General features: G+C 37.3%; 4 protein-coding genes. All 4 read left to right on the top strand.

The annotated features are described in order from the left end of the window. The first annotated feature begins 58 nt into the window (after nt 1–58). Nucleotides 59–448, top strand: a complete 390-nt coding sequence (locus DUT68_RS18695) for a DUF4184 family protein (RefSeq protein WP_370738903.1) — start codon at nt 59–61, stop codon at nt 446–448. A 167-nt stretch (nt 449–615) separates the two neighbouring features. Next, nucleotides 616–1,713: a DUF695 domain-containing protein gene (locus DUT68_RS18205; protein ID WP_113639666.1), complete on the top strand. Its 1,098-nt coding sequence runs from the start codon at nt 616–618 to the stop codon at nt 1,711–1,713. Between the two features lie 88 nt (nt 1,714–1,801). Further along, nucleotides 1,802–2,596: a hypothetical protein gene (locus DUT68_RS18210; protein ID WP_113639667.1), complete on the top strand. Its 795-nt coding sequence runs from the start codon at nt 1,802–1,804 to the stop codon at nt 2,594–2,596. A 695-nt stretch (nt 2,597–3,291) separates the two neighbouring features. Beyond that, nucleotides 3,292–3,792 (top strand): transposase, encoded by a 501-nt coding sequence (locus tag DUT68_RS18215; protein ID WP_113639668.1) that lies wholly within the window; start codon nt 3,292–3,294, stop codon nt 3,790–3,792. Nucleotides 3,793–4,014 lie beyond the last annotated feature (222 nt).

Genomic DNA, 4,014 nt, shown 5'->3' on the forward strand with positions numbered 1-4,014 from the left:
TACTGAACAGTTTGGAACGTACAGGGATGGATAGTATTTCCGAAATACACACATTATCATCGGTGCTGGTTCTCACCTATTTTGGGACAGCTTTACTCACGAACACGGCTATTTTGTTGAGACAATTCCAACTTTACGAGAGTCGATAAACGTTTTAGGCAAACAAATTCCCACCTTAAAAATATTGCAACATTCATCCAGTATACTTGGTGGGCTCGCAATTGCTTTTGTAATTTATAGCTTACCAACAAATAAGACCGAAAATGATGATGTAAGTTGGAAGTACTGGTCTATTTTCGCAGGGCTGACTTTAATCATTTTCTTTTTACGAATAGTCAACGGACTTTCCTTTGAACAATATGGAAGCATAATCGTGTCAGCTATTTCCGCTGGACTAATTTCCTTAACGATAACATCGTGGCTTGTAAAAGGAAACAGGAGTAATTGAGCAGCACTATGAAACATTGCACTAAGTTGAACATTGCTGTCGCTAAACCTACCTTAGCGCATCTAATCAAACATTATCATCAATTTTACGGGGCAACTACTTTCAATAAATTTACTTAATTTGACATCAAAACATTGTTCATCTGTGGACAATAAAATAAAAAAGATATGGGATTTTTAGACAAACTATTTGGCAAGAAGGACGAACCAATAAAATCATATAGTGACTTTTGGAATTGGTTTTTACTGAATGAAAAGGATTTTTTTAAAGTGGTGAGTAGCAAAAGAAGCGAAGAAATTGAAAAATCTTTCTTTAACAAAATTTCTCCAAAGCTTGCGATGCTTAAAGACGGTTACTTCTTTTTGACAGGCATGTGCAACGACAACACTGCTGAGCTTGTTTTAACAGCAGATGGCAATGTAACAAATATCGTATTTATTGAAGAACTTGTGAATGCTGCACCAAATATTGCTGGATGGAAATTTACGGCATTAAAACCTGCGATGAATATCGAAGATGTTAATATTTCAATGGCAGGCTACCAATTTAATGGCAAAAACTTAAATTTCTATGCCAATGAAACTGTAAAATACCCTGACGAGATTGCAATAACAATAGTTCACAACGATTTAACAGCAGAAAATAAAAACCAAATTACAAATGGAGTTTATATTTTTCTGGACAATTATTTAGGGGAGCTTGAATTTGCCAGTAATATTGACACTTTAAGCATAGTTGGCTTGCAAGAAGTTGAAAAAGAACTCGTGCCAATTGCTAAACTTAAAGACTTTCTGATTTGGCGACAAAAAGAATTTATAGAAAAGTATGAGGGTGTTCGTTATGATACAGAAAATGACGGACACACTGCATTTGAAGCCGAGGTTGAAAATGGCAATAAGTTATTTGCGATAATTAATACAGACTTATTAGGTTGGGACAGTAAACCTTCACACCCTTGGGTTTCCATATTAACATTGAGATATGATGGTAGCAAAAGCAATGGAATGCCTAGCGAAGATGAATATGGATTGCTTGACAGGATACAGGATGAAATGATGACTGAACTTAAAGACATTGATGGTTATTTGAACATTGGCAGACAAACTGCTAACGGAGAAAGAGAAATTTATTTTGCTTGCAGAGATTTTCGTAAACCATCCAAAATATTCCACGAAGTGCAACAGCGGTATTCTTCTAACTTCCAAATTGAATACGACATTTATAAGGACAAATATTGGCAATCTTTCGACAGATTTACTAGTTAACTCCCCATCTGGTTTAAATATCCCAAACAATCACTTAAATCAGCTATAAAACCAAACTCTCAAAAATAAAACTTAGTCCAGCAAACAAATGAAAAAACTAATAACACTGCTTTTTATAGGCATGGCAACCTTAACCTATGGCCAACAAGCAACCGCAATAAAATTTGATATTGTAGACTTCAATAAAAAGATGGCTGTTGCGGAGTGGTTATATGAATATGACATGATTGCTTGGAGAACTTCGGACAGCGTAATGGTCCAAAACAAGAAAGACTTGGCCAGGTTGGGAAGTGACTGGTTTTGCTTCAAAAAGGGTGATACTTGGCACGCCATTTATGGAAAATATGAAAACCATCAATTTGACCTTGTTTTTCATTTTACCGTTGACAAAGGCCAAGTAAGTAAAACAACCCAACCTGTTGATACGACCTTGCTTCATCGTTATTCAAGAGCATTACAAACTGCAACTGGCCAGATTAAGCTGCTCAAAGACACCGTTAACATTAGATTTAATCAGTACATCAAAGAAAACGACGATAAAACACTTTCCGTATGGATTTTGCCAGCTTTTCAAACCAATAATGTAGCAGTTTACGGCGGCGAATTTATTTATACCATTGACCCAACAGGAACAAAAGTGCTGAAAGACGAAAGCTATTTTCAAGGGAAGTTCCGCGGTTTCAACGTGGGAAATCCGAGAGAAATTTGGTTGAACTATCAGGAAACCGATAAACCTACTTTGGGCGCAGTCTTTTTTGCTTGGTATTACAAATCCTACTTTACAAAAATAGGCATCGACAACTCAAAAAGTATCAGTACGCCATTCAAATCAGACGGTGGTTGGACTTGGATACATGGCGAAAAGCAACCTGAAAAAAAGTAGAAAGAGCGAAATTATTGAAAGGGCCTGAACTTGGTTTAAGCATCAAAGGAAACAGGAGTAATTAGTATAAAATCGGTTTCGGCAATATATGCTTGGATAGATGATTTAAACGCTAGACCCAGCTGCTACGTACGGTGCAAAGGCTTAAGTTTTCAGCCCCGATTGCAACGGAAATACTTTTTGTTTTTACTTCTGTCATCCTGATTCGCCAGTTGGCGGAGAAGGATCTATATTAATGCAGTTTAGATATAGATTCCTCCCCGAAGTTTCGGGGCAGGCTTAAACTCGGAATGACAGGATAGTTAAACAAAAAGATTGCAGTGGAAAGCGGGACTTTCAGGAGATAGTAGCACGAGCTTTGCGCTTCAAAAAACACCTAAATACCTTAATTACTGAAGCCGAAGTTCATTCGATTCTGAAAGAATTTTACGGCAGCCAACACTTAGAAACTGATTAAATTGCTGTTGATTAACATACAGGTGTCGTGTTGAGCTTGTCGAAACGTTCTTTAACAACTAGTCGTCTACAAGCTCAGACTAACAGTTAAAAAGTTTAAACAGTTTCTTACATTCATATAAAATATTTCCTTTAAAATGATTAAAACTAAGGTAATTGAACGAGTTGTTATCTTCGAAATTGCCGACAGTAAATTAAGGTGAGGGAGCATCACATTTACCAAAATATAGAAAAACAAAATGAACGATAAGCCAAAATTCAATCCACAAATTCACCATCGCAGATCCATCAGGTTAAAAGGGTACGATTACGCACAAGCAGGATTGTATTTTATCACCATTTGTTGCCAAAATAGAATAAATAGATTTGGCGAGGTGGTTGATGGGAAAATGGTATGCAATGCATTCGGCCGAATTGCGGATGATGAATGGTTAAAAACCCCAGAAATACGACCCAGCGTGGAATTGGGTGAATTCATCATCATGCCAAACCACATGCACGGCATCATCCGGTTATTGGATAGGGGCGAATTGCATTCGCCCGATAATACCACCAACGAATTGCATGTGAATGATAATACGGGCGAATTCAATTCGCCCCCACAGTCAAATGAGAATGTTTGTAAAACAAATCATGAGGGCGAATTCAATTCGCCCATAACACGGTCGCCCCACAGTCGCCATCACAAACGGTTGGAGCCATTGTTCGTGGCTACAAATCGGCCGTTACCAAACAATTAAGGTTATTGGGATTTGATGACAAATTATGGCAACGCAATTATTACGAACATATCATTCGCGATGAACGATCGTATCAAAATATAGCTGAATATATCATCAACAATCCTGCGAAATGGGCTCGCGACAAATTTCATGATCAATAAAACCATAAAAAAATCCCCAACGGTTTAATGGACTGCCCCCAAAAAGTTAGACAAACTTAACAATTAATTATTTAGGATG

Origin of the sequence: Pedobacter zeaxanthinifaciens, from assembly GCF_003313335.1 — a bacterium.
In the GTDB taxonomy this organism is placed as follows: domain Bacteria; phylum Bacteroidota; class Bacteroidia; order Sphingobacteriales; family Sphingobacteriaceae; genus Pedobacter; species Pedobacter zeaxanthinifaciens.